Source organism: Butyricicoccus sp. AM05-1 (assembly GCF_003474415.1).
Classification (GTDB): domain Bacteria; phylum Bacillota; class Clostridia; order Oscillospirales; family Butyricicoccaceae; genus Agathobaculum; species Agathobaculum butyriciproducens.
In genome coordinates this window covers 350,214-376,199 of the sequence record NZ_QUDG01000002.1, presented here as the reverse complement: position 1 = coordinate 376,199, position 25,986 = coordinate 350,214, and the positions used below count along the sequence as shown (strand labels likewise).

At 56.2% G+C, this 25,986-nt stretch carries 22 protein-coding genes; 15 read left to right on the top strand and 7 right to left on the bottom strand.

All coding sequences use genetic code 11. The features are described 5' to 3' along the window. Nucleotides 1-54: 54 nt before the first annotated feature. From DW088_RS05730 to DW088_RS05720, 3 genes are all read right to left on the bottom strand, one after another. Nucleotides 55-1,716 carry a solute:sodium symporter family transporter gene (locus tag DW088_RS05730; RefSeq protein ID WP_158574622.1) on the bottom strand — a complete coding sequence of 554 codons (1,662 nt, stop codon included), beginning with the start codon at nucleotides 1,714-1,716 and terminating at the stop codon, nucleotides 55-57. 111 nt (nucleotides 1,717-1,827) lie between these two features. Then, nucleotides 1,828-2,838 (bottom strand): inositol 2-dehydrogenase, encoded by a 1,011-nt coding sequence (iolG, locus tag DW088_RS05725; RefSeq protein WP_118360080.1) that lies wholly within the window; start codon nucleotides 2,836-2,838, stop codon nucleotides 1,828-1,830. Between the two features lie 268 nt (nucleotides 2,839-3,106). Next, nucleotides 3,107-4,117: a sugar ABC transporter substrate-binding protein gene (locus tag DW088_RS05720; protein ID WP_118360079.1), complete on the bottom strand. Its 1,011-nt coding sequence runs from the start codon at nucleotides 4,115-4,117 to the stop codon at nucleotides 3,107-3,109. 524 nt (nucleotides 4,118-4,641) lie between these two features. Here DW088_RS05720 and DW088_RS05715 point away from each other — a divergent pair. Continuing rightward, nucleotides 4,642-5,688 (top strand): LacI family DNA-binding transcriptional regulator, encoded by a 1,047-nt coding sequence (locus DW088_RS05715; RefSeq protein ID WP_118360078.1) that lies wholly within the window; start codon nucleotides 4,642-4,644, stop codon nucleotides 5,686-5,688. Between the two features lie 137 nt (nucleotides 5,689-5,825). On the opposite strand, the gene DW088_RS05710 is transcribed toward DW088_RS05715, so the two are convergent. Together DW088_RS05710 and DW088_RS05705 are read right to left on the bottom strand one after the other, a co-directional pair. Next, nucleotides 5,826-7,589 (bottom strand): [FeFe] hydrogenase, group A, encoded by a 1,764-nt coding sequence (locus tag DW088_RS05710; RefSeq protein WP_118360077.1) that lies wholly within the window; start codon nucleotides 7,587-7,589, stop codon nucleotides 5,826-5,828. Next, nucleotides 7,583-9,415, bottom strand: coding sequence for an NAD(P)-binding protein (locus tag DW088_RS05705; RefSeq protein ID WP_118360076.1), 1,833 nt, complete (start codon nucleotides 9,413-9,415; stop codon nucleotides 7,583-7,585). Before DW088_RS05705 ends, DW088_RS05710 begins: the two co-directional genes overlap by 7 nt. A 171-nt stretch (nucleotides 9,416-9,586) precedes the next feature. On the opposite strand from DW088_RS05705, the gene DW088_RS15830 reads away from it, so the two are divergent. The 5 genes from DW088_RS15830 (at nucleotide 9,587) to DW088_RS05685 (ending at nucleotide 12,402) form a co-directional block, all read left to right on the top strand. Continuing rightward, complete coding sequence (locus DW088_RS15830) at nucleotides 9,587-9,745, top strand: hypothetical protein (protein ID WP_158574621.1); 159 nt, start codon at nucleotides 9,587-9,589, stop codon at nucleotides 9,743-9,745. Between the two features lie 47 nt (nucleotides 9,746-9,792). Then, entirely contained in the window at nucleotides 9,793-9,981 is a 189-nt protein-coding gene (locus tag DW088_RS05700) for a ferredoxin (protein ID WP_118360075.1), read from the top strand. A gap of 227 nt (nucleotides 9,982-10,208) precedes the next feature. Then, on the top strand, nucleotides 10,209-11,228 hold the full coding sequence (locus DW088_RS05695) for a Gfo/Idh/MocA family oxidoreductase (protein ID WP_118360074.1): 1,020 nt from the start codon (nucleotides 10,209-10,211) through the stop codon (nucleotides 11,226-11,228). A 143-nt stretch (nucleotides 11,229-11,371) separates the two neighbouring features. After that, complete coding sequence (locus DW088_RS05690; RefSeq protein WP_118360073.1) at nucleotides 11,372-11,554, top strand: hypothetical protein; 183 nt, start codon at nucleotides 11,372-11,374, stop codon at nucleotides 11,552-11,554. Further along, on the top strand, nucleotides 11,551-12,402 hold the full coding sequence (locus DW088_RS05685; RefSeq protein ID WP_117491843.1) for a helix-turn-helix transcriptional regulator: 852 nt from the start codon (nucleotides 11,551-11,553) through the stop codon (nucleotides 12,400-12,402). The genes DW088_RS05690 and DW088_RS05685 overlap by 4 nt, the downstream gene beginning before the upstream one ends. Before the next feature lie 145 nt (nucleotides 12,403-12,547). On the opposite strand, the gene DW088_RS05680 is transcribed toward DW088_RS05685, so the two are convergent. Next, nucleotides 12,548-15,778 (bottom strand): heavy metal translocating P-type ATPase, encoded by a 3,231-nt coding sequence (locus tag DW088_RS05680; RefSeq protein ID WP_199720413.1) that lies wholly within the window; start codon nucleotides 15,776-15,778, stop codon nucleotides 12,548-12,550. A 460-nt stretch (nucleotides 15,779-16,238) separates the two neighbouring features. Here DW088_RS05680 and rsxC point away from each other — a divergent pair, with 460 nt between their 5' ends. The 8 genes from rsxC to DW088_RS05635 all read left to right on the top strand — a co-directional run bounded on the left by rsxC (nucleotide 16,239) and on the right by DW088_RS05635 (nucleotide 23,698). Further along, nucleotides 16,239-17,651: an electron transport complex subunit RsxC gene (rsxC, locus tag DW088_RS05670; protein ID WP_117750996.1), complete on the top strand. Its 1,413-nt coding sequence runs from the start codon at nucleotides 16,239-16,241 to the stop codon at nucleotides 17,649-17,651. A 14-nt stretch (nucleotides 17,652-17,665) separates the two neighbouring features. Next, entirely contained in the window at nucleotides 17,666-18,679 is a 1,014-nt protein-coding gene (locus DW088_RS05665; protein WP_110435488.1) for an RnfABCDGE type electron transport complex subunit D, read from the top strand. A 3-nt stretch (nucleotides 18,680-18,682) separates the two neighbouring features. After that, nucleotides 18,683-19,291: an RnfABCDGE type electron transport complex subunit G gene (locus DW088_RS05660; RefSeq protein WP_118360072.1), complete on the top strand. Its 609-nt coding sequence runs from the start codon at nucleotides 18,683-18,685 to the stop codon at nucleotides 19,289-19,291. A gap of 15 nt (nucleotides 19,292-19,306) precedes the next feature. Beyond that, a complete protein-coding gene (gene rsxE, locus DW088_RS05655; RefSeq protein WP_110435486.1) occupies nucleotides 19,307-19,930 on the top strand; it encodes an electron transport complex subunit RsxE in 624 nt (207 codons plus the stop codon). Between the two features lie 21 nt (nucleotides 19,931-19,951). Continuing rightward, on the top strand, nucleotides 19,952-20,542 hold the full coding sequence (gene rsxA, locus DW088_RS05650; protein ID WP_110435485.1) for an electron transport complex subunit RsxA: 591 nt from the start codon (nucleotides 19,952-19,954) through the stop codon (nucleotides 20,540-20,542). A gap of 21 nt (nucleotides 20,543-20,563) precedes the next feature. Then, entirely contained in the window at nucleotides 20,564-21,466 is a 903-nt protein-coding gene (locus DW088_RS05645) for an RnfABCDGE type electron transport complex subunit B (RefSeq protein ID WP_199667369.1), read from the top strand. Beyond that, nucleotides 21,466-21,879 carry a Mini-ribonuclease 3 gene (locus DW088_RS05640; protein ID WP_110435483.1) on the top strand — a complete coding sequence of 138 codons (414 nt, stop codon included), beginning with the start codon at nucleotides 21,466-21,468 and terminating at the stop codon, nucleotides 21,877-21,879. The genes DW088_RS05645 and DW088_RS05640 overlap by 1 nt, the downstream gene beginning before the upstream one ends. 610 nt (nucleotides 21,880-22,489) lie before the next feature. After that, nucleotides 22,490-23,698, top strand: coding sequence for a peptidylprolyl isomerase (locus DW088_RS05635; RefSeq protein WP_118360071.1), 1,209 nt, complete (start codon nucleotides 22,490-22,492; stop codon nucleotides 23,696-23,698). Nucleotides 23,699-23,756: 58 nt separating this feature from the next. On the opposite strand, the gene DW088_RS05630 is transcribed toward DW088_RS05635, so the two are convergent. Continuing rightward, nucleotides 23,757-24,308 carry a DUF3877 family protein gene (locus DW088_RS05630; protein WP_118360070.1) on the bottom strand — a complete coding sequence of 184 codons (552 nt, stop codon included), beginning with the start codon at nucleotides 24,306-24,308 and terminating at the stop codon, nucleotides 23,757-23,759. Nucleotides 24,309-24,532: 224 nt separating this feature from the next. Here DW088_RS05630 and DW088_RS05625 point away from each other — a divergent pair, with 224 nt between their 5' ends. Continuing rightward, nucleotides 24,533-25,930 (top strand): alanine/glycine:cation symporter family protein, encoded by a 1,398-nt coding sequence (locus DW088_RS05625; RefSeq protein ID WP_118360069.1) that lies wholly within the window; start codon nucleotides 24,533-24,535, stop codon nucleotides 25,928-25,930. The last annotated feature ends 56 nt before the right edge of the window (nucleotides 25,931-25,986 follow it).

The following is a 25,986-nucleotide window of genomic DNA, read 5'->3' as shown; positions in this document are numbered from 1 at the left end:
TTTAAATTGATGATACATCAAGCGCAGCGGATATGCAACGCTGTTTTCCAAAAATTATGCTCCGATGCCGAGCGGCGAGAATGCCAGATAAACCAGCACAACGCATACGATAACGATCACGCTGACGATATTGCGGTACTTCCACGGCGTCAGGTCTACCGCGCCGACGTCCTGCTGAACCCAGACCTCAGCACCCTTGCGCTTATTGTGACGGTGCATGAGGTACATGATCAGCATTTCAAGCGGCCACAGAACGGATACGGCGTACAGATAGTGCATGGTGCCCTCGTTGCCGCCGAACAGCGAATAGCTGGGAGACAGGAGCATGAAGCCGCCATAGCAGATGATGTGGAATACCATGATGAAGCGTGCGCTGTACTTCGGCAGGCAGTTGAAGAAGAAGCCGCCGAATACACCGGACAGGACCGGCAGACCGACCAGCATAACGAACGAATCGAGGAAGGTCTTGAGTCCGGCAGGGAAGAAGTAGACCATCGGACCGACGATCATCGAGAAGATCGCGAACACAATGCCGATATTCTTGCCGACCGAGACCAGCTTTTTATCGCTGGCGTTCTTGTTGATGAATTCCTTGTAGATGTCCATCGTGAACATGGTGTTTACCGAGTTGAGCACCGAGTTGAACGAGGACAGGATCGCGCCGAACATAACGGCTGCGAAAAAGCCCATGACCGGCTGGGGAACAACGCGGGTGATCAGTGCCGGATATGCGTCATCCATCATGGATACCTGCGTGCCCTCGATGTTGAAGATTGCGTAAGCGATAACGCCCGGCAGCGCAAGGAACATAAAGCCGAGGATTTTCAGGAACGCGCAGTAGAGTGCACCCTTCTGCGCCTCCTTGAGGTTTTCAGCAGCGAGCACGCGCTGGATGAACGACTGATGCGTGCACCACGACTGGAAGCCGAGGAATACCAGACCGAGGAATACGGTCGGCCACGGAACCGCCGGTGCTTCGCTCTGTGCGGGTGCGATGGAGTTGAGCATATCGGCGTGGTTGTGGATCAGGTAGCGCACGCCGTCCATGATAGCAACGCTGCTTTCACTGCCGGAGGCATGGCCGAGCACGTTGAGCGCGAGGAACGGGATCATCAGTCCGCCGATCAGCAGACCGACGCCGTTGATGGTATCCGATACCGCAACCGCCTTCAGACCGCCGAAGATGGCGTAGATCGAACCGATGATGGTGATCAGAATGCAGAGAATAACGATAGACTGGAACTTGGTAATGCCGAGCGTGCCGGACAGGTTGAAAATGTTTTCAAATACCAGCGAACCGGAGTACAGAATGACCGGAATCTGCACGAACAGGTATAGAATAATGTACGCGATGGAGAACCACAGCTTGGTGGGGCGGTCGTAGCGCTCGCCGAGCAGCTGCGGAATGGTGGTGATGCCGCTTTTGAGATAGCGCGGCGCGGCAAACAACGCCAGCACGATCAGCGCAGTGGCTGCCATGACCTCGAATGCCATCGGGCTCATGCCGATCGCCCAGGTCTGTCCGTTCGTACCGACAAGCTGCTCTGCGGAGAGGTTGGTCAGCAGCAGCGAGCCTGCAATGACAATGCCCGGTAGACCGCGTCCTGCCAGAAAATAGCCGTCGGCGGTGGTCTGGTCATCGCCCTTGGTCTTGACGTAGGAGATGACCGCAACTAAAATGGTAAAAAATACAAAGGTTACGCAAGTGAATATCATTTTCTCTGTTCTAACTCCCTCGATTTGCATAAAAAACCGTTGGTGCATAGCGCACCAACGGTTTTAGCACATTGCTTAGACTGTGTGCGTGGTGTGAAAATGAAGCTGTGATTAAGCCTCGATCTCGGAGATCTTGACCGGGCGGCCCTCATGCAGCGACTTGGTAGCAGCTGCTGCCATCAGTACCGGATACAGACCGTCCTCGCCGGTAACCGGAGTCTCCTTGTCGTTGATAACGGCATCTGCGAATGCCTGCATTTCTGCAACGAATGCGCCGGTGTAGCGGTCCCACATTACCTTGTAGGCTACGCCGTGTACCGCGCCGTCTGCGGTGGACAGAACAGCGGTGTTCGGGGTGTCGTTCTGGTCCTCGGCACAGCCTTCGGAGCCGAATACCTCAACGCGCTGGTCGTAACCGTAAACTGCCTTGCGGCTGTTGTCGATCACGCCGATCGCGCCGTTTGCGAACTTGAGGGTAACGAGCGCGGTGTCAACGTCGCCGGCCTCACCGATGCCCGGATCGACCAGAACGGAACCAACTGCATTTACCTCGGTAACTTCGCTGCCTGCGAGGAAGCGGGCCATATCGAAGTCATGGATCATCATATCATAGAAGATACCGCCGGAAACCTTGACATAGGATACCGGAGGCGGCTCCGGATCGCGGGAGGAGATCTTGATGATGTTGACCTTGCCGACCTTGCCGTCACGAACCATGTCGTAAACTGCGCGGTGGTTGTGGTCGAAGCGGCGGCAGAAACCGATCTGCAGCTTTACGCCGGCTTCCTTGGCTGCGTTGATGGCAGCGTGAACCTTCTCCAGATCATAATCGATCGGCTTCTCGCAGAAGATGTTCTTGCCTGCGTGAGCAGCCTCGATGATGTACTTGGAATGGGTGTCGGTAGAGGAGCAGATGAGAACTGCCTCGATCTCGGGATCGTTGAGAATGTCATTTGCGTCCTTGGTGGTGTTCGGAATGCCGCAGGACTTGGCAAATGCCTCGGTCTGCTCATTCATAAACGGGTCAGCGATGGTCTTGATCTCCATCTCCGGTACGAACATGGAAATGTTCTTTGCGTGTACCTTACCGATACGACCCGCACCGATAATACCTACTTTCATGGGTGTTCCTCCTTAAATGAACATTTGGAATAAAAAGAGAGGTTTGTATGAAGCGTTGGAGCGCGTTTCCATACATAATTTCCGCCGCAGGCGGTATTAAATCGTGAAGGCGTTGCCTTCACAAAAAAACGCGGAGCATGTATCTGCGTTTTTTTACAAGTAAGAAAATCGGTGTGCCGCTGTGCGACGCGCTGATTTTCGCCCGGGAATCATCCGCGGCAAAGCCGCGGTGTTTCCCATCTCCTTGAAATGCGTGCCTTTCAAGGAATTATTTCAGCCAGTTTGCGAAGTTGTCCAGACGAGCCTGTGCGTTGTCCTTGGTGATGATCTCGGTGCCGGTGTCTACGTCGCCGTACTCCTCGCCGTTCAGGATCTTCACGATGGTCTCAACTGCCTTGTAGCCGATGTCGAAGTTGTTCTGTGCAGCGGTCATGGTCAGCTCGCCGTTCAGAACGGCTTCTACTGCGGACTTCTGGCCGTCAAAGCCGAGGAAGATGGTTTTTGCGTAGTTCGGATTGTCCTTTGCGGTACGGGCAGCTGCCAGCGCCATATCGTCGTTGTTGGAGCAGATGATGGCAACGCCTTCCGGATACTTGCTCATGATGCCTTCCATCGCGGTTACAGCGAGGTCAGCGGTTGCGTTAGCGTACTGGGTTTCGTTATCAAGGAACTCGCCGCCGGCTTCGTTTACGCCTTCGCGGTAGCCTTCCATGCGGGCGGTGTTGGTTGCGTCACCCTGAACGCCTGCAATCTCGATGCACTTGATATCGGTCCAGCCGGCTGCCTTTGCAGCTTCAACAGCGGCCTTGCCGCCTTCCTTGGCTGCTTCCTTGTTGCCGGTGCCGACGAATGCGAGGCACTTGTCGGAATCAATGCGGGTATCGTATGCTACGACCGGCTTGTCGGTGTTTGCGATAGCGGTTGCAACAGCCTCGGACTGCAGCGGAGCGATCAGGTAGCCATCGTAGGACTCAACCGCAAGGTCGGTCTGGATGGTGTTGAGCTGCTCCTCGTAGTAGGTCTCAGCCGGAGGACCCTTGATGTCCAGGCTGACCTGATCTGGATGCTCATCCTCATAAGCCTCTGCGCCTGCCTGAACGATGTTCCAGAACTCGGCAGCGTTGGTCTTGAGCACCATGCTGATCCTGTACGGGCCGTCATGGGTGGAGGCGGTGTCGCCGCCGTCGGGTGCTGCAGAAGAATCGGTGCTGCCGCCGCAAGCGGTCAGGCTGAGTGCGAGGGCGCTGGTGAGCAGGGCTGCTAACAGTCTCTTTTTCATAGTGAGTCTCCCTTTCTTTTCTCGTTTTTCTTCTCGTGTCTCTCTTTCAGCACTGTGCGTTTGTGTGCTCTGTGCTGTTTATGTGCTTATTATAGCGAGCGGGTACGGGAATGTCAACAGGCAATTTGCCTGTGTGAAAATCGTTAAAATGGAAATAACGTCAAAATAAATGGATAAAATGCGTGTAAATGCGTATAAACTGAGAAATACAAAACAAATATGTGGAAAGCGAGGGTGGTCACAAGGTTTGGTGTGTGCAATTGTATATGTCGCACAAAGCACACATTCTGTGAAAAACACAGAATATCGCACATGGTTTTGGAAAAATGGAAAATAGAGCATAAAACACAAAATATATCGGAAAATTCGTACCGAAAACTATGTGTGCAAATGCACGGAAAGAGGGAAGGCACAGATTGCGTCTTCACAAAGCACAGAAATATGGTATAATAAGCACAGAGAAAAGAAACATTGCAGAGAGATGCAGGATAGTATAAAGAGCAATTACGAAAAGGTGAAGGATTATGAACAAAAGACCAACCATTCAAACGGTTGCCGAGCTTGCGGGCGTCTCCCGCGGCACGGTAGACCGTGTATTAAATAATCGTTCGTATGTGCGCGCGGATGTGCGTGCGCGCGTGCTGAACGCCATTCAGGAGACTGGTTATCTTTCTCCGAAGGAGGCACATCGGCAGGCCGCAGAGGCAAAGCTGCCGCTCAAACCTGTGCGTTTGGGTGTGCTTTTGCCAAACTGGAGCGGCCCGTTCCACGAGGACGTCCCGAGAGGCATTCAGGCTGCGCGTTCTGAGCTGGAAAAGCGCGATGTCGAGGTGCGTGTGTGCACTTGTGATACAGATATTCCGCGCGAGACCATCGAACTGCTGGACGAGCTGGTAAACTGGGGCGCGCAGGGCATCGCACTGTGTGCATTAAATGATATTTCGATCGAAGCACGCATCGGAGAACTGGCCGAACGGGGCATTCCGTGCATCACGTTCAACTCTGATCTGCCGAACAGCCGCCGCTTGTGCTTTGTGGGTCAAAATTACGCACAAAGCGGCCGTATCGCCGCCGAGCTGCTCAGCAAGTGCGTGCCGAAAAACGCGCGTGTGCTGGCGATGGCGGGGAATCTGGAGTACGACGGCCACCGAACCCGTTTAGACGGCTTCTGCGAGCATCTTAAGAAAAAGGGCTTCTCTTCCTCGCAGATCGAGATTGAGGAGACCTATAACGACTACCGTTTGACCTATAACCGCGTCACGGCGGCGCTGCAGTCGGACAATCCGCCGGCGGCCATCTATATGGCAAACCGCAGCGTTACCGGCTGCGTGGACGCGCTCAAAGCTGCAGGCATGGATCAGCAGGTGCGTGTGATCGCACATGATATGTCGCTGAGACGCAAGCAAATGCTGCTTGACGGCTCGCTTGATCTGACCATCACACAGGATATGTTCCGGCAGGGCAGCCAGCCGCTGCGTCTGCTCGCAGATCTGCTGCAGAAGAATATTCAGCCGGAAAACAGTAATAAGGGGTCGGAAATTTCCATTATCTGCGCACAGAATATCGAATAACGCAAAAAAGACGCTGTATCAAGCTGATACAGCGTCTTTTTTGCTTGTTCGGGGTGTTTTTGCTGTTATGCGATAAGAACTCCGCCAAATGAGGCGGGCTGAGGGCAGCCCGCCCTACGGGATTGCAGAACCGGCTTTTATCGCGGATTCTGCGGCATCTGCCAGGCGAAATGGTCGCAATGCAGCAGCTCCTCCGCTCTGTGCGAGCACGGCTCATCCAGATACTCGCGGTACAGTGCCTGAACCGCCGGATTTTCATGCGAAAAACGCAGCGGTGCATTCTGATCGAGTCGGAACAGAACCTTGCCGCGGTCGGCGGCCTTTTCGCGGTCGGTGCCGTCCACCGGCTGACCGCCGCCGCCTGCACAGCCGCCCGGGCAGGCCATAATCTCCACAAACTCATAGTGTACCTCACGGCGCTGCAGCGAGCGCAGAAGCTGACGCGCGTTGCCCAGTCCGCTCGCTACCGCGCAGCGCACAGTCCGGCCTGCCAGCTCGAACGTCGCTTCGCGCCACGGCAGCGGAGAGATCGTGCCGTCGTCACGTACCTCGCGGAACGCATCCGGAGACGGATTTTCGCCGGTGGTGAGGAAGTACGCCGAACGCAGCGCAGCCTCCATAACGCCGCCGGTCGCGCCGAAAATAACGCCTGCGCCGGTGCCGTCACCCAACGGAGAATCAAACGCGGATTCCGCGATGTTTTCCACATCGAGGTGCTCGGCACGCGCCATGCGCGCCAGCTCTCGGGTGGTGATGACCAGATCGACATCGCTGCCGTGACCGGCCGAATCCATGCTCGGCAGCTCGCGTTCGGCCTTTTTTGCGATGCACGGCATGATGGAGATGCTGTAAATTTTGTCCGCATCCACGCCGAGGTTGTGTGCCAGCCAGGTCTTGCCGACCGCGCCGAACATCTGCTGCGGCGACTTAGCGGTGGACAGACGGCCGGTCATTTCCGGAAACTGCGACTTCAAAAAGCGCACCCAGCCCGGGCAGCACGAGGTAAACATCGGCTGGTTGTCCAGATCGCCTGCCTGCAGGCGCTGGAGCAGCTCGGTGCCCTCCTCCATGATGGTCAGATCGGCGGAAAACGTGGTGTCGAACACATAATCCGCGCCTAATTTGCGCAGAACGGACACCAGCTGACCGACGGTTGCCTTGCCGGTCGGCATGCCGAAGGCTTCGCCCCATGCAGCGCGCACGGCCGGAGCAATCTGCACAATGGTCACGCGGTCCGGATCACCGAGCGCAGCATACGCCTTCTGCGTGTCATCGCGCTCGCGCAGAGCGCCGGTCGGGCAGTGCGTAATGCACTGACCGCACAGCGAGCAGTCCGCCTGCTTGATTACGCGGTTTTCCGAAACATCAATGGTGGTGCGCGCACCCGAGCCGCTGATATCCCAGACGGACAGCGACTGCACCTTGTCGCATACCTGAATGCAGCGCATGCACTTGATGCACTTGTTTACATCGCGGTAGAGCGGGAACGTGGTCGTCCAGTCGGCCTTTTTGCCGCGTGCAAGGTCGGTGGGGTAGGAAACACCCAGAATGCCCATATCGTTTGCAATCTTCTGCAGCTGGCAGGTGCCCGAGCGGATACAGGTCGCGCACTTGTTGTCGTGCTGCGAGAGGATAAGCTCCATATTGACACGGCGCGCCTCGAGTGCACGCGGAGAATTGGTGCGGATGACCATGCCTTCACGCACAACGTTGTTGCACGAGGGAACCAGCTTGCCTTCGCCCTCTACCTCGACACAGCAGACGCGGCAGGCGGAGATTTCGTTCAGCTCTTTTAGGTAGCACAGGCTGGGAATTTCGATATCGACAGAGGCGGCGGCATCCAGAATGGTGGTGCCTTCCGGTACAGTCACCGGGATAGAATTGATCGTCAGATTTACCATTTAGAAGAACGCCCTCCCTTGAAAATACCGTAGCCGAAGTGGTCGCAGCGCAGACAGCGGGAGGTCTCCTGATGAACCTCCTGCTCGGTCATGCCGCACTTTACCAGATCAAAGTTGCCGACGCACTCCTCGGCGGGTCTGCTGCGCAGCTCGATGCGGCCGCAGGCCGGCATATTGGTCAGATGCGGTGCCGGAATCTCAACATCGCTCTTGATAACGTGACGGAAGCCGAGGTGTGCGTCAATGTTGGCCGCAGCCACCTTGCCGGCGGCTACCGCGCGGATAACGGTCGCCGGACCGGTAACGGCATCGCCGCCCGCGAATACATGCGGGGTGTTCGGCACAAATGCGTCGGATTCGGCCTGAATCTTGCCGCGCACGACCGGAGCGATCTGCTCGAACGGCTTTGCGTCGATGGACTGGCCGATGGCTACGATAACGACATCGCACGGTGTGCGGAGCAGCGGCTGATCGGCATCGTAGGGACGCGGACGACCGTCCTTGCCGTAGGCACCGATGACCTGCGGACGCGTCCACAGAGCGGTAACGCGGCCCGTTTCATCGGTCTCAATGTGATCGGGTGCCTGCAGCGAGAGAATCTGGCAGCCTTCGCTCTGTGCTTCCTCGATCTCCTCTGCGAGTGCGGTCATATCGGTCACGCGCCGGCGGTAGACGCACGTTACTGCGGAGGCACCGAGACGGATTGCGGTTCGGGTTGCATCCATCGACACGTTGCCGCCGCCGATGACGCAGACGCGCTTGCCCTTGAAGTCCGGCACGCGGCCCTCGCCGATGTCGCGGAGCAGCTGCACCGCGGAGTGTACGCCGACTGCGTCCTCGCCGGGAATGCCGATCTTCTTGTCGTTATGCGCACCGATGGAGATGTAAACCGCGTCGTACTGGTTCTCAATCTCAGCGAACGAAATATCGCGGCCGATGGAAACGTCGGTATGCACCTCAATGCCGGTGGACAGGATGAAGTCGATATCCGCATCCAGCTTGTCCTGCGGCAGACGATAATCCGGAATGCCGTAGCGCAGCATGCCGCCGAGCTTGGGACGCTGGTCATAGACTACGACCTGGTGACCCATCAGCGACAGGAAATACGCCGCCGACAGACCGCCCGGTCCGCCGCCGATGATGCCGATGCGCTTGCCGGTCGAAGGTGCGGAATCCGGCGGCGTGGTGTTGTCCGCGTGGTCGCACGCGAAGCGCTTGATGCCGCAGATGTTGACCGCATCGTCCACCATACTGCGGCGGCAGTGTGCCTCGCACGGGTGCTCGCAGACATAGCCGCATACGGTCGGGAAGGGGTTGTCCTTGCGGATCAGGCGCACGGCGTCGTTGTAGCGGCCGGCACGCACGAGTGCAATATAACCCGGAATATCCACACCGGCAGGGCACAGTGCTACACACGGTACCGGATGATCCCAGCCGAACAGACAGCGGCCGCTTTCCACATGGGAGAGGTAGTCATCGCGGAAGCCCTGCACGCCCTGCAGAACCATGCGGGCAGCCTCATAGCCGATGGCGCAGTCCGCCGTATCCTGAATGACACGGGCGGTTTTCTCGATCAGGTCAATGGTCTCCGGTGTTGCGGTGGAGTCCAGCACCTGCTCGAGCAGAGTGGTCAGCTGCCCCAGACCGATGCGGCACGGAACACATTTGCCGCAGGTCTGTGCATGGCACAGACGCAGGAACGACAGCGACATATCCACCGGACACAGGCCCGGAGGACTGGCGCTGATGCGCCGCTCGATATCGCGGTACAAGCCGGCAATGACGGTCTCAGCCTTGCCCGGCGTTTCAATGGATAAACGACTCAAAAAAGTCCCCTCCCTTTCTTGTAAAAACATATAAAAAATAATAGAACTTTTGGGCGGGTAAGTCAATTGCAACTCAGTGATTTTGGAGAAAATACCAATAAAAAGCTGCTTGCAGTGGCAGCTGGAGGACGGATATGCTATACTGCCAGAAAAGAGAAGGAGAGCGAAGCTGTGCGCATCATCAATTTCGGTTCGCTGAATATAGATAAGGTATATCGGGTGGAGCAGTTTGTCCGGCCGGGACAGACCATCACCGTGAAGGACTGCGCCGTAGCTGCGGGAGGCTTCGGCGGTATCCGCCATCGCTGTCTCGCGCGCAGGAACGCATAAATCATCGGAAACGGGGCAAACTGAATCTCCGAAAGGAGTGTATCGGTATGCACATTACAATCGAACGAGGCGGCTGTATTTCCTGCGGCCTGTGTGAAGGAACCTGTCCTTCCGTGTTCCGCATGGCGGAGGATGGCCTTGCCGAAGTCCATCATCAGCCGGAAACCGCAGAGGAGCAGGCGGGCGCGCAGGAGGCTGCAGGCGGCTGTCCGGTGGCCGTCATTCATGTCAGCTGAACAACGTAAGCGTAAAGGCAGACCGTCGGGTCTGCCTTTTTGCATCGACCGCAAGAATTTGAAAGTTTGCCCGGGAGTCCCGCTCATATCCCGCAAATAGGGGCGTTCTTTTCGCAAGAATGCTCTGTTTTTTCAGCCCCCGAAACGCTACAATAAAATCATCAAATGGAGAGCGGCAAAACCGCCGCGTAAGAGTGAGAGTTACATATAAAAGGAGAGAATATACCATGAAAACTGTTAAGGTTGGTTCGGTAGGTCTGGGTCGTCTGGGTTATGAGCACGCAAAGAACCTTGCAACGCAGGTTCCGGGCTGTGAGCTGGCAGCCATCTGCGACGTAGATGCGAACCGCGTAGAGGAAGTTGCGGCAGAGCTCGGCGTGCCGAATACTTACACCGATTTTGAGGAAATGTGCAAGAATCCAGAGCTGGACGCGATCGTTATCGTTTCCCCGTCCTTCCTGCACTGCCAGCAGATTGAAATTGCCATGAACCACGGTAAGCACGTTTTCTGCGAGAAGCCGCTCGGCACGGATGTTGCACAGTGCAAGGCTGCCGAGAAGGTCATCGAGGCACATCCTGACCTGATTTTCCAGCTTGGCTTCATGCGCCGCTTTGACAAGTCCTACGCCGAGGCAAAGCGCAAGATTGACAACGGCGATATCGGCAAGGTTGTTCTGGTTCGCTCCTACACGCAGGACCCGCGTTCCACCATCGAGTCTACCCTCAAGTTTGCACCGCACTCCGGCGGTCAATACCTCGATATGTGCGTACATGATATCGACCTCATCCGCTGGTTCACCGGCTCGGATGTCAAGAATGTATGGGCAATCGGCGGCGTATTCGAGTTCGACCTGTACAAGGAGCTGAACGATGCGGACAACGCAGCTGCTACCATCCAGATGGAGAACGGCGCAATGGGCTTCATGTTCACCAACCGCACCCATGCCGCAGGCTCCAACGTTGAGACCGAGATCATCGGCACCCACGGCACGCTGCGCATTGCAAACGTCGGCGCAAAGAACCTGCTGAATATCGTGGATGAGCACGGCTCCCGTGAGGAGTATTATCCGGACTTCATGAGCCGCTGGCACGAGGCTTTCGTAGCCGAGATGGTTGCCTTCACCGGCCATGTCCGCGACAACACCAAGCCGGCGGACCTCACCGTTTATGACGGCACCGCCGTTTCCGAGGCTGCTTACCGCTGCAAGGAGTCCTTCGAGACCGGCAAGATGCTGCCGATTCGATAAAATCAGCATAGAGAAAGCCTGTCACCGTAGTGGCAGGCTTTCTTTTATCCGCAGCCCTGCCGGGCTGCAGTGGGCGAAGCGCTGCATTGAGTTTTCATCACAGGAGCGCTATAATAAATTTATCTTAGTATGCAGGTGATTCTATGTACCGCGATCTGACAAAAGGCAGTATCGCCAAAGGTTTGCTCTGGTTTGCGCTGACAGGGCCGGTCGGTGAGATCGGTATCCGGATTGCTATCCCGACCGGCTGGTTTTTCGCGGATACTATCTCCGCCGCAGAAAGGCGATTTTGCCGCAGAATTGAGGAAAAAGGAGCGTTTTTATGATTCAATGCTTTGTGAAAAAGGAATATGAAGCGCCATTCGGCCTGACGCAGATGCCGCGTCTGTTTTCGGTCAGCCGCACGGACGAAAAGGCATCGGCGCATCCGCGCGTTATGCACGCGCATGACGATTTAGTGGAAATCGTGCTCGTGAGAGGCGGCGAGAGCCGCTATTTTGTCGGCGGCACGCCGTATGAGGCACGCCGCGGCGATCTGTTCATCTTCAACAGCCGCGTCGTGCACGATGAGCCGTCCGGACCGGATCGTCCGGTGGCAACCTCGAGTCTGGCGCTTGGCGGACTGGCTGTGCCCGGACTGCGCGAAAATACGCTGATCGCGGAGGATTCGTGTCCGGTGTGCCGCCTGACCGAGCCGCAGACCGTGCGGCTGGAGCATCTGTACGACGTGCTTTACGATGAGCTGACCGAGGGCAACGACGACGGTGCGCATCATCTTCTGCTTGCGATCCTGACGCTCGTGCAGCAGTTCCGCGCAACCGCAGCCGAGGGCAGTACGCACAGCGGCAACGCCTTTGCACAGCGCATCAAGGACTACATTGACAAGCATTTTGCGGACGAATTTTCTTTGCAGCAGATGGCGGATGCGCTGCACGTCAGTCCGTACTATCTGGCGCATATCTGCAAGGAAGTGACCGGATATTCGCCGCTGCAGTATGTTCTGCGCCGCAGGATTGGCGAAGCGCAGACGCTGCTCATCACAACTGATTTGCCGGTAACACGGATTGCATCGCAGGTGGGGTATGACAACCCGAGCCATTTCAATGCGCAGTTTTCCAAGGCGGTGGGTATGGCGCCGAGGACTTTCAGAAAAGAGTATGTTTTCCACAAATGAGTTTGTTTGCCGGGTGTAAACGGTGGTTTGCCGTTCGCCTCTCAGGCGAAAACCCTGCGTATCAGCACAGACGATATGGTATACAAAAGACTCCCGTTCCAATCGGACGGGAGTCTTTCTATATAAAATGTGCAAAGAGTATGCATTATTCGGTCTTCATATACAGCATGCGGATCGAATTGAGCACGCACAGCATAGCCACGCCGGTATCAGCGAATACGGCCAGCCACATGGATGCGATGCCGAACAGGCCGAGGAGCATAACAAGAATCTTGATCGCGAGTGCAAACGCGATGTTCTCCTTGGAGACGATATTCGCCTTGCGGGCGATCTTGATCGAGATCGGGATGGAGGCCAGGTCGGCGTTCATGAACACCACGTCTGCAGCCTCGATTGCCGCGTCTGCGCCGCTGCCCATTGCCGCGCCGACATCTGCACCGGCGAGTACGGGAGCATCGTTGATGCCGTCACCGACGAACATAACCGCACCGCGCTTCTCGCGGATATCGGTCAGCGCCGACAGCTTATCCTGCGGGAGTAGGCGGGCACGCACTTCGTCGATACCGACTTCCTGTGCGACTGCATCCGCGCTGGCCTGACCGTCACCGGTCAGCATGGCGGTGGTGAGTCCCTGAGCCTTCATGCGGCTGATTGCGGATTTGGCATCTGCCTTAATGGTATCGGCAATGTCAACATGACCGAGGAAGTGACCGTCCATCGCCAGCAGCACTTCCGTGCTGCCCGGGGTGCCGTGGTAGCCGGAAAGGTCGATATTATTGCGTTCCATCAGTTTTACGTTGCCGCAGAGTATAGTTTTGCCTTCCAGCTCGGCGGAAATGCCTTCGCCGGCCTGCTCGCGGATGTTCTCAACCGTTGCACCAACGGCAACAAGAGAAAAGTCGCCGGCCTTTGCCGCGGACGTTTTGCGCTCCTCGTAGGAGTTGATGATGGACTTGGCGATCGGGTGGGTGGAAGCGCCCTCGCAGGCGGCAGCCAGCCACAGAAGCTCATTCTCATCGAGCGGAACGCCCTGCGCCGGAACGACCTTCTGTACCACAAAGTTGCCCTTGGTGATGGTGCCGGTCTTATCCATAACAATGGTCTTAACGTTATTCAGTGCTTCCAGAGAAGCGCCGCCCTTGAACAGGATACCGCGTCTGGAGCCTGCGCCGATGCCGGAGAAGTAGGTCAGCGGTACGCTGAGTACCAGTGCGCACGGGCAGGAGATTACAAGAAAGGTCATCGCGGTGTAGACCCACTTGTGCCACTCGCCGGTAACAAGGCTCGGGATAATGGCGGTCAGCAGGGCAATCGCAACAACAGCCGGGGTGTAAACGCGGGAGAAACGGGTGATAAAGCGGTCAATCTTCGGCTTGCGGGCCGCTGCATTCTCCACGCTGTCGAGAATGCGCTGTACCATGCTCTCAGCGAGAATGTGGGTGACACGCAGCTTGATCGCGCCGTCGGTGTTGACACAGCCGGAGGTTGCCTTGTCGCCGGCAGCGACACGAACCGGAACCGGCTCACCGGTAACAGCCGAGGTATCCAGACGGCTTTCGCCTTCGACAACCTCGCCGTCCAGCGGAACGCGGTCGCCCGGGCGCACCAGAACAATGTCGCCCTCCTGTGCGTCCTCAGCGGGAATAACCTCGATTTTGCCGTTGTCCTTGACCAGATTTACCGTCTCGGGACGCAGGTCGATCGCGTCCATGATCTGCTTGCGCGAACGGTCAACCGCACGATCCTCAAAGTATTCGCCGACACGGTAGAACAGCATAACGCCGACGGCCTCGTCGAACGAGCCGACCGCCCATGCGCCGATGGTTGCAACAGCCATCAGGAAGTTTTCGTCAAATATCTGACCGCGGCCGATGTTCTTGACAGCCGTCAGCAGGACATGGCGGCCGAGCAGCAGGTAAGCCGCGATGAGCAGCACCAGCTTGACAGCCATGGCCGGAATGAGCAGACCGGCAACGAACAGCGCTGCACCGATGAGCATTTCGGCAAGCGGATGGCTGCTGCTTTCTTCCTTTTCCTCCTCGGGAGCGATTACCTTGACTTCGCTCTCGATATTTGAGCAGATTTTACGGATTTCGGGAAGCAGTGCATCAGGATTGTCGCCCTTGACGCGCAGCTGCTTGGTCTCGTAGACCAGCACGCAATCGTCGATGCCGTCCAGCTGGCTGATCTGGTGCTGCATTTTCGCAGCGCAGTGTGCGCAGCCGAGGTTTTCGAGCGTGTAAACGCGCTGACCGTCCTTGCCGTAGTGCTTGGACTTGGGTGCAATGACCTTGGCTTCACTCTCAATGTCGGAGCAGATTTTGCGGATTTCAGGCAGGAGTGCATCCGGATTTTCGCCGGTTACGCGCAGCTGCTTGGTCTCAAATACGAGAACGCAGTCCTCCACGCCCTCGAGTTCGCTGATGCGCTGCTCCATTTTTGCCGCGCAGTGTGCACAGCCGACATTCTGCAGCGTGTAAACGCGCTTGACGCTGTGCGCGCCTGCAGAATGTTCGTGGTGATGGTGGTGCTCGTGTTCATCCTCATCGTGGTGGTGATGGTGTCCGCAGCCGCAGTCGCAGTCATCGTCGTCGTCATGATGGTGGTGGTGCTCGTGCTCCTCGTCCTCATCATGGTGGTGATGGTGTCCGCAGCCGCAGTCGCAGTCATCGTCGTGGTGGTGGTGCTCGTGCTCCTCGTCCTCATCATGGTGGTGATGGTGGCCGCAGCCGCAGTCGCAGTCATCGTCATGATGATGGTGATGCTCGTGCTCCTCATCCTCGTCGTGGTGATGATGGCCGCAGCCGCAGTCGCAGTCATCGCCATGATGATGGTGATGCTCGTGCTCCTCATCCTCGTCGTGGTGATGATGGCCGCAGCCGCAGTCGCAGTCATCGCCATGATGATGGTGATGCTCGTGCTCCTCATCCTCGTCGTGGTGATGATGGCCGCAGCCGCAGTCGCAGTCATCGTCATGATGATGGTGGTGGTACTCGTGCTCCTTATCCTCGTCGTGGTGGTGATGGTGACCGCAGCCGCAATCGCAGTCATCGTCATCGTGGTGATGATGGTGATGCTCGTGCTCCTCATCCTCGTCGTGATGATGATGATGGCCACAGCCGCAGTCGCAGTCATCGTCATCGTGGTGATGGTGGTGCTCGTGCTCCTCATCCTCGTCGTGGTGGTGATGATGGCCGCAGCCGCAGCCGCAGTCATCGTCATGATGATGGTGATGCTCGTGCTCCTCATCCTCATCGTGGTGATGATGATGCCCGCAGCCGCAGCCGCAGTCATCATCGTGTTCGTGATGATGATGTTCGTGCTCATGCACTTCTTCATTTAATAAGGTATCCTCATGCTTGTGTTCGTCTGCCATTTCGGATCGCCTCCTGTCGGTGATAGTCAATAACATATGAACGATTGCTCATATGTTCATGTATTCATATTATAACCGAAGAAAGGGAAAGTCAATAGCGGTATACGAAAAATGTGCACAAAAGGCAGAGGGCAAAACTTCGCATTTTGCGCGCATTTCAGCCGGTTTTGCGAAAAATGCAAGCCGGAAAGGGAATACCTGCATCCGTCTAAACTGACCGAACCCGAGCGTTATTCACAAAGAAAAAGCGGATAAAAATGATAGACTTAACAAGATGTACAAAGTTTCCCTGTATTTTATTCGATTTTTTTTTGCTTTTGGTCTTGCCAATACTGTACAAAAACCAGTATAATCTATACTGTAAGGCTATGCTTCATGCGTAGCCAGCCAATTTCTGAAGAAGAGGAAGCCGGGCGTGCGTCCGGTTCTTCTTGCGCAAAATATTAGAGAGGTGAAAGAAATGGCGTATTCGTTCCGTGGCGGCATACACCCGGGTACTCACGCAGACCCGGGCTATAAATCCGCGACAAACACCAAGCCGATCGAGAAGCTGGCATTGCCCGATGAGGTAATCCTGCCGGTTTCCATGCACATCGGCGCACCGGCAAAGCCGATCGTTTCGGTTGGCGACACCGTGGACCTGGGACAGCCTATCGCGGAAGCCGGCGGCTTTGTCAGCGCTCCTGTCCATGCTACCGTTTCCGGTAAGGTAAAGGCAATCGAGCCTCGCCTGCATCCGAACGGCAGCAAGGTTCTGTCCATCGTAATTGAAAATGATGGCGAGGACCGCAAGCACGAGTCCGTGCATCCCTACGACTTCGCTTCCATGAGCAATGAGGAGCGTATCGAGTGCATCCGTTCTGCCGGTATTGTCGGTCATGGCGGTGCAACCTTCCCGACCCATGTCAAGATCCAGTCCGGTATCGGCAAGTGCGACACGGTCATCATCAACGCTGCAGAGTGTGAGCCGTACATCACGTCCGACCATCGCCTGCTGCTCGAGCGTCCGGAAGAGACCATCGGCGGCCTGAAGATGCTGGCCGACATCATGGGCGTACAGACCGCGATCATTGCAATCGAGGAAAACAAGAAGGATACCTTCGCCAAGATCGAGGAGCTGATCGCGGACGATTCCCGCCTCAAGCTGTATCCGCTGACCTGCAAGTACCCGCAGGGCGCTGAGAAGCAGCTGATCAATGCCTGCACCGGCCGTGAAGTTCCGTCCGGCAAGCTGCCGGCAGACGCCGGCTGCGCGGTATTCAACGTAGATACCGCAGGTGCGGTTTACCGCCGCTTCACCACCGGTATGCCGGTCATCCGCCGTATCGTTACCATCTCCGGTTCCGCTGTTGCTGAGCCGAAGAACCTCGAAGCACGCATCGGCACCCCGATCGAAAAGCTGATCGATGCCTGCGGCGGCTTCAAGGAAGCTCCGAACAAGCTCCTTGCCGGCGGCCCGATGATGGGCAACGCCCAGTTCTCTCTGGATGCCCCGGTTGTCAAGGGCACCAACGCATTCCTCGCCTTTGCAGGCAATGAGGATAAGCGCGTTAAGGATCCCCAGTGTATCCGCTGCGGCAAGTGCATCAACGCCTGCCCGATGCACCTCCTGCCGATCTACATGAATGTATACGGCAAGCAGGAGGATCTGGACAACGCCGTTGACTGCGGCATGATGGACTGCATCGAGTGCGGCTCCTGCGCTTACGTCTGCCCGGCTCGTATCCCGCTGGTTGCACAGTTCCGTCTGACCAAGGGCAAGATCCAGGCAAAGCGTGCTGCAGAGCGCGCCAAGGCTGAGGCTGAGAAGAAAAAGGCCGAGGCGGAGGCTGCTGCAAAGGCAGAGGCTGAAAAGCCCGCAGAGAACAAGTAAGGAGGAAAACGAAAATGGCTTATGATCTTAGCAAAGTAGTCGTAACCTCCTCGCCGCATATCAAGGCGGATGATGACACCCGGAGCCTTATGCTCGATGTGCTCATCGCACTTGTTCCGGCACTGGCGGTTGCAGTTTACACCTTCGGCGCTCGTGCGCTGATCCATGTTGTTATCGCAATGGTGGCAAGCCTTGTGTTTGAGACCATTTACAACAAAATCGTTCATCACCCGAACACCGTAGGCGACCTGTCCTGCCTGGTTACGGGCGTACTTATCGCATTCAACATTCCGGTTGCAGCTCCGCTGTGGCTGAGCGCTTTCGGTGCTCTGTTCGGCATCATCGTTGTTAAGATGCTGTTCGGCGGCATCGGCAAGAACTTTATGAACCCGGCACTCGGTGCCCGTGCGTTCATGATGGCATCCTGGGCCGGTTTCATGACCACCTGGACTGCTCCGCATGCAAACCTGCCGCTGTTCGGCAACGTAACCGTTACCGACGCGATTTCCACCGCAACTCCGCTGGCTACCCTCAAGACCGGTGCTGTACCGGCTGACACCGGCCTGCTGGAGATGCTGCTCGGTCAGACCGGCGGCGTTATCGGTGAGACCTCCGCGCTGGCTCTGCTGGCAGGCGGCGTTTACCTGCTGTGGCGCAAGGTTATCACCATCAACATTCCGGCAGCTTACATCCTTACTGTTGCTGTCATCACCTTCCTGTTCCCGCTGTCCGGCGATGTTTCCCGCGTACAGTGGATGCTCAGCCAGGTACTGTCCGGCGGCCTGATGCTCGGCGCGATCTTCATGGCTACCGACTACGTTACCAGCCCGGTTACCCCGAAGGGCCAGATCATCTTCGGCGTTGGCTGCGGTCTGCTGACGGTATTCATCCGCTACTTCGGCGGTCTGCCGGAGGGCGTATCCTACTCCATTCTGATCATGAACACGCTGGTTTGGGCAATCGACAAGAAGACCCATCCGCGCAAGTTCGGCTATCAGCTTGACAAGGCTAAGAAGGAGGCGCAGTAAATCATGGATAACAGCAAAAAGGAAGGCGGCATCGTACAGCTTGTCGTCGTACTGGGCCTCATCACGTTCATCTGTGCACTGCTGCTGGGCGTTATCAACGGTGTAACCGCGGATAAGATCACCCAGAACGGTATCGAAACCCGAAACGCAGCAATGGCAGAGATCATCCCGGACGCTGATTTCGAGGATCTCGACACCGCACTGTCCGCTGAGGACGTTGCAGCCGCTGGCGTAACCCTGCCGGCAGGCCGTACCGCTGCTCAGATCGACGGCGTTTACAAGGCAACCAAGGACGGCGAAGAGATCGGCTACTGCGTACAGGTAGAGCCGAAGGGCTTCGGCGGCAACCTGACGATGATCGTCGGCATCAACGCGGACGGCACCGTTGCAGGCGCAAAGGTAACCTCTCACGCTGAGACCCCGGGCCTCGGTGCGAAGAGCCAGGCAGACCCGAACTGGATCACCCAGTTTGCAGGTCAGACTGCTGACGGTCAGCTCAAGGTGACCAAGGACGGCGGCACGATCAATGCGATCACCGGCGCTACCATCACCTCCCGTGCTGTAACCGACGGCGTTAATACTGCGGCAGCATATGTCGCTACTCTGGGTTAAGGAGGAAAAGCCACTATGAAATTTTCTGAACAGCTGAAATCGGGCGTTATCCTCGATAACCCGGTTTTCATGCAGACGATCGGTCTTTGCCCGACGCTGGCAACCACCACTTCTCTGCAGAATGCGATCGGCATGGGCGCGGCGGCTACCGTCGTTCTCATCTGCTCCAATATCGTTATTTCCGCGATGCGCAGAATTATCCCGGATAAGATCCGTATCGCAGCATTCATCACGATCATCGCAACCTTCGTAACCATGATCGACCTGTCCATGCAGGCATTCCTGCCGTCGCTGGCATCGTCCCTTGGTCTGTTCCTGCCGCTGATCGTAGTAAACTGCATCATCCTCGGCCGTGCCGAGGCGTATGCTTCTAAGAACAAGGTTCTGCCGTCCGCACTCGACGGTGTTGTAATGGGTCTGGGCTTCACCTTCGCTCTGGTACTCATGGGCTTCTTCCGTGAGCTGCTCGGCGCAGGCACCATCCTGTCCGGTTACGTTAACGGCGTAAACGGCATCGCAGTTCCGTTCTTCCACTCCAACCCGATGGTCATGATGATCCTGCCGGCCGGCGGCTTCCTCATGATGGGCTTCATCCTGGCTGCGATCCAGAAGATCATGGCTCGAAAGGAGGACAAGTAAGTGTTTAATTTACCTGCCTCTATGGGTTTGACCGATATCCTGTCGCTCGCAATCGCGGCAATCCTGGTCAACAACTACATTCTCGTTCAGTTCCTCGGCTGCTGTTCGTTCTTCGGCGTATCCAAGAAGACCGACACCGCGCTCGGCATGGGCATGGCGGTTATCTTCGTTATGGCGATTGCTTCCGCAGCATCCTGGGCTGTACAGTACTTCATTCTCGAACCCCTGGGTCTGGGCTACATGCAGACCATCGCGTTCATTCTCGTAATTGCAACGCTGGTTCAGTTCGTCGAGATGTTCATGAAGAAGGCTATGCCGTCGCTGTACTCTGCGCTCGGTATCTTCCTGCCGCTGATCACCACCAACTGTGCGGTGCTCGGTGCTGCTAAGACCAACATTTCCAACAGCTATTCTTTCATCGGCTCTCTGGTATACGGCGTTGCAGCCGGTGTCGGCTACACGCTGGCAATCGTGCTGTTCGCTTCCATCCGTGAGCGTCTGGACGCTACTTCCAAGTGCCCGAAGTGCTTTGAAGGCTTCCCGATCTCGCTGGTTGCAGCAGCGCTGCTGGCTATGTCCTTCATGGGCTTCTCCGGCCTGTCGATTTGGTAAGGGAGGACACAAGAAATGGATATGCAAAATGTTATTTACGCGGTAGCGGTACTGTTCATCATGGGTATCGTTTTCGCAATCCTGCTCGGCGTTGCCGCTAAGGTTTTCGCCGTAGAGGTTGACGAGCGCATCCCGCTGGTACGCGAGTGCCTGCCGGGCGCTAACTGCGGCGGCTGCGGCTTCCCAGGCTGTGACGGTCTGGCTGCTGCAATCGTAGAGGGCCGTGCGCCGGTAAACGGCTGCCCGGTCGGCGGTGCTGCTGCGGCTGAGAAGGTCGCAAAGGTACTCGGCGTTGAGGTTGCTGCCGGCGACCGTCAGGTTGCACACGTTTACTGCAACGGCGGCTGCAACGCAAAGGACAAGGCAAACTACGAGGGTCTGCAGGACTGCAACGCTGCAATGCGTGTAGCAAGCGGCCCGAAGGCATGCTCCTTTGGCTGCATGGGTCTCGGCTCCTGTGTAAAGGCCTGCGCATTCGACGCAATCCACATTGTGGACGGCGTTGCAAAGGTTGACACCGACAAGTGTGTTGCCTGCGGCAAGTGTGTTTCCACCTGCCCGAAGAAGATCATCAACCTGGTATCCGAGGTCAAGAAGGTTCACGTTAACTGCGTGAACAAGGACAAGGGTCCGGAAGTAATGAAGGTTTGCTCCAACGGCTGTATCGGCTGTAAGATGTGCGAGAAGACCTGTAAGTTCGATGCAATTCACGTAGTAGACGGCGTTGCCAAGATCGACTACGACAAGTGCAAGAACTGCAAGATGTGCACCAAGGTTTGCCCGAAGGGCTGCATCGAGCCGGTTCCGACCGAGGAAGAGAAGGCCAAGTTCAAGGAAATGCAGGCTAAGCAGGCTGCTGCTGCCAAGGCTAAGGCTGAGGCTGCAAAGCAGGCCGCTGAAGCAAAGGCTGCTGAGGACAAGTAATGACCGATCATCTGCACCCTGTGCTGGATGACGCTGCGATCGCCCGCATGACGAGTCTTGCACTCGCCCATGTGGGCGACGCTGTTTATGAGATACTCGTGCGCACGCATCTGGCGTGCGGCGGCACTCAGACCGCGAAAAACCTGCACAGCCGTACGATCCAGCTCGTTCGTGCGTCCGCGCAGGCGGAAGCGGTAAAGCGCATTCAGCCTATGCTCGATGAAGACGAGCAGACCGTTCTGCGTCACGGACGCAACGCAAAGCCAAAATCCGTGCCGAAGTCGGCCTCCGTGGCAGAGTATGCCTACGCGACCGCACTCGAGGCGCTGTTCGGCTGGCTGTACCTCAAGGGACGCTATGAGCGTATCAATGAGCTGTTTGAGGTTATCTGTCAAGGGTTTGACGCGAAATGAACAAAGAGAACCGCGGAAGCGGTTCTCTTTTTGTTTGCAGTAATTGAGAATGGAAAATGAAGAATGGAGAATTGACCAGATGGTTTTCATTCTCCATTTTTGCATTTTACGGGTGTTTTTTCGTTAGAAAAGGTGCGCCGAGTCGGCGCACCCTACGGTATAACATTTATCATCAGATGAAATTCGCAGGTGCTGTCTGTAGCTGCCAGGCCAATGAGTTGCGCGACACGGGTATCCCCCAGGGGACCTTCTCTTGCCTTTCGGGCAATTCACCTCGTGTCGCGCCTGCGGAGAGTAAACCGCCTGTGTAGCAGTAAGCTATCTGTGAACCGCGAATATTTCACGAAAGATACGCAAGAGTAACCCGACTGCCGTTCTCCTTCTCGAAGCGGTCGCCGGTCTCCGGTCTGCGCCGGGCTAAGAAACAAAGGAAAACGGGAGTCAAGAGGGTAGAAACCGCAGGTGTCTACCCTTTTGCCCCTGCGGCGTGGGTACGCCGTCCCCAGCGGGCAGCGAAAATTGTGATGTTTCTGTGTTTTCGCTTGTGCCTGTTCCGAAATAGTGTTATACTGATAGCGTTCGTAAAATACAGAAAAGGGAGCATAGTAATATGAGCAAGTTAGTGCAGCGCATCGTTGCGCTGGTCGTTATGCTGGCTGTCGTTATGAGCGCAACTGCATACGGCGCATCCACCTTTGTGGTGGATTATCAGGAGCTGAAAAGCGATGCACCGGTCGTTATGACGGTCAACGGTGAGGAAATCCACGCAGATGAGTATGCAAGCTATATGATGAGCCAGATCATCAATTATCAGCAGATGTACGCTATGTACGGTCTCTCTGAGAAGAATATGGCATCTACATTCGGCGATGCCGCAAAGGAGTCCGCAAAGCAGCAGGTCGCTCTGATCCATATCGTTAAGCAGAAGATGGATGAGCTGGGTCTGTCCCTGTCGTACAGCCAGAAGAAGAACATTGTTACGGCAAACAAGCAGAATGCGGAGCAGCTCGGCGGCGAGGACGCTTATCTGCAGCGTCTGGCTTCGATCGGCTTTGACATGGATAACTACAATAACTACCAGTATGTCAGCGCATGCGCACAGGTGCTGAAGGATTACTACTTCGGTGAGAACGGCGTAAATGTTCCGAGTGATGACGAGCTGCAGAAGTATTTTGATGACAACTACATCACTGCAAAGCACATCCTCATTTTGACTAAGAATCCGTCCACCGGCGAGACCACCCGCACCGATGAGGAAGCAAAGAAGGAAGCACAGGCTGTTCTGGATCGCCTGAACAACGGCGAGGACTTTGACGCGCTGCTGACCGAGAAGAACGAGGATGCAGGCGAAGCACAGTATGCCAAGGGCTATACCTTCACCGAGGGTCAGATGGTAGACGAGTTCTACAACGCTGCCAAGGCTCTGCAGGAAGGCGAAGTTTCCGGCCTGGTTAAGAGCAAGTACGGCTACCACATCATCAAGCGCTGCGAGCTGAATCAGGATGAGTTCGAGAACATGCGCGACGCGATCATCGCAGCGGTTGCTTCCGAAAAGGGAACTGCCGGCTCGATCGACGAGATGATGCAGCAGTGGATCGACGAGGCTGACATCCAGACCACCGATGCTTACGACGAGATCACCTACAATAACACCAAGGACTATCTGCCGGCTGACGTGCAGGCTGTTCTGAACAGCAATGTATCTGATGATGACGGCAATGCGCAGACTGAGGACGCGCAGAGCGAAGACCAGACCTCGACCGACAGCCAGACCGCGACTGACGATGCGCAGACGGCTACTACCGAGTCCGCTCAGTAAAACCGCAAAACAGAAAGGACGCTCCTTGAGCGTCCTTTTTTCATGCTTATATGGGGATTTAGAACCCAAACGCCGCATAATCCTCCGGCGTAAAGCGATGATAGACGGCATCACCGTCATCATCCAGCTTGATGCAGTAGCGGTAGCTGTCCGGTGTGCCGTCCTCGAAGTACACGAGGTAGTCAAACTCCTCGTTGCCCTCGAGCTTCTCACAGTGTACCTTGTCGGAAAACTGATGGAACACCGCAAGAATATCGTCAAAGCTGACCGTCAGACCGCGCATTACCTGCAGAAATGCACGCAGAAACGCGGGTTCCGGCAGCTGTTCATGCACATACTGTGTGCCTTCTGCGGAAATGTGGAAGCAGAAACGCTTGGCATCGCGGGTGACTTCGATTGCGCCGAGCGTGTCGGCGGTGTGCGCGGAAAGGGAAGCGAGCGCACGCTCGGTGCTATCCGCGTCCTCCTCCGGTGTGCCGAGCAGACGTGCCACGGATTCCGTGGGATAATACAGCGTGATCGGGTGGTGGTCGTAGCCAATCTTGAGCTGTGCTTCCTGAATGACATCGGTCAGGCTCTTTTCCAGTCGTTTATAATTCACAGAGTTCATAGAGAACACCTCGATAGTTTTTGATTCTATACGATTATAGCATACGATAAGAGAACGCGCAATATCCCGTCAAATGCCGGAAAAGTGTCGAATACGCTCGAATATGCTTGCATATTTTCGGAAAATTCGATATAATATAAGCCTGCGACGCTTATCCGAACAGAATGGGGGTAAGCGCCTTCTCTTGTCCGAAAGAGAAGAAAAGTGAGGAAGGAATCGGATACATGGAAGTATTTGTTGCATTAATGAACAAAATCGACAGCTGGATCTGGGGTCTGCCCATGCTGGTGCTGCTGTGCGGTACGCATATTTTTATGACGTTCCGCACGGGCTTCATCCAGCGCAAGACCTTCACCGGCATTCGCTTGTCGGTGACAAAGGACCCGGATTCACCGGGTGACGTCAGTCAGTTTCAGGCACTGACGACTGCACTCGCATCGACCATCGGCACGGGCAACATCATCGGTGTCGGCACGGCCATCTATCTCGGCGGACCGGGTGCTGTGCTGTGGTGCTGGCTGACCGGCGTGTTCGGCATTGCCACCAAGTACGCGGAGAGCCTGACCGCGGTCAAGTACCGCGTGCAGACCGCGGACGGCCGCATGATGGGCGGTGCGATGTACGCGCTTGAGCGCGGCCTCGGGTGGAAGAAGTTCGGCAAGGTGATGGCGGTGCTGTTTGCGCTGTTCGCTATGCTCGCCTCGTTCGGCATCGGCTGCGGCACGCAGATCAACGCGATTGCCGAGGTACTGGAGACCAACCTTCCCATCAGCCTGCCGCGTATCGCAATCGGCATTGTTTTCGGCATTATCACCGCGATTATCATTATTGGCGGCATTGAATCCATTGCAGTTGTGTGCGAAAAGCTGGTGCCGCTGATGGCGCTGTTCTATGTGGTCGGCTGCATTGTTATTCTGTGCACCAATTACGATTTTCTGCTGCCGGCTCTCAAGGCTATTTTCGTGCTGGCGTTCAAGCCGGGCGCTGTGACCGGCGGACTGGTCGGCGGCGGCATCCGTCTGGCGCTGCAGTATGGCGTGGCACGTGGCCTGTTCTCGAATGAGTCCGGCATGGGTTCGGCGCCGCTGGTTGCCAGCGCGGCACAGACGCGCAATCCGGTGCGGCAGGCGCTCGTTTCTGCGACCGGCACCTTCTGGACGACGGTTGTCGTGTGCCTGATGACCGGTCTGGTGCTTGTCTCCTCGATGATGAAAAATCCGGCGGTCAGCGTGGAAAACATGGCAAACGGCGGTCAGATGACCACGGCGGCATTCGCACAGATTCCGTATATCGGTCCGCTGATTTTGATGATCAGCATCATTACGTTCGCGTACTCCACCATCCTCGGATGGTCGTACTACGGCGAGCGTGCCGCTGAGTATCTGCTCGGCAAAAAGGCAATTCTGCCGTATAAGGTGTTGTTTATCGCGGTCGTTGTGTGCGCACCCGTGCTTGCGCTCGACCTTGTGTGGACCATTGCGGACGTGCTCAATGCCTTCATGGCCATCCCGAACCTGATCGCTGTGCTGCTGCTCTCCGGCGTGATCGCGGCAGAGACAAAGCATTATCTGAAGCATCTGGATGAAAAGGATGAGTCTGAGATTCCGGTTGTGGATCGGTAAGTAATGGAAAATGGAGAATGAAATCATTTCATTCTCCATTTTTTCGTTTTGCGATT